Source organism: Dawidia cretensis (genome assembly GCF_018598175.1).
Taxonomy (GTDB): Bacteria; Bacteroidota; Bacteroidia; order Cytophagales; family Cyclobacteriaceae; genus Ohtaekwangia; species Ohtaekwangia cretensis.
On the sequence record NZ_JAHESE010000277.1, the window covers coordinates 1 to 230 of the forward strand.

1 rRNA gene is annotated in these 230 nt (G+C 50.4%); it reads right to left on the bottom strand.

Features of this window, described 5'->3' with window-relative positions:
• Window positions 1-230: ribosomal RNA gene (locus KK062_RS30640) — 23S ribosomal RNA — on the bottom strand; the annotation flags it as partial.

Sequence of the window (230 nt, forward strand, 5' to 3'; positions counted from 1 at the left end):
TCTCGCTACTCATGCCAACATTCTCACTCCCATACTGTCCACATGTCCTTACGGTCATGCTTCAACCCGTATGGGAAGCTCCCCTACCCATCATTACTGATGCCGTAGCTTCGGTAGTAAGTTTTAGCCCCGGAAATCTTCGGCGCAGGATCACTCGACCAGTGAGCTATTACGCACTCTTTGAATGAGTGGCTGCTTCTAAGCCAACATCCTGGTTGTCTGTGCAATCC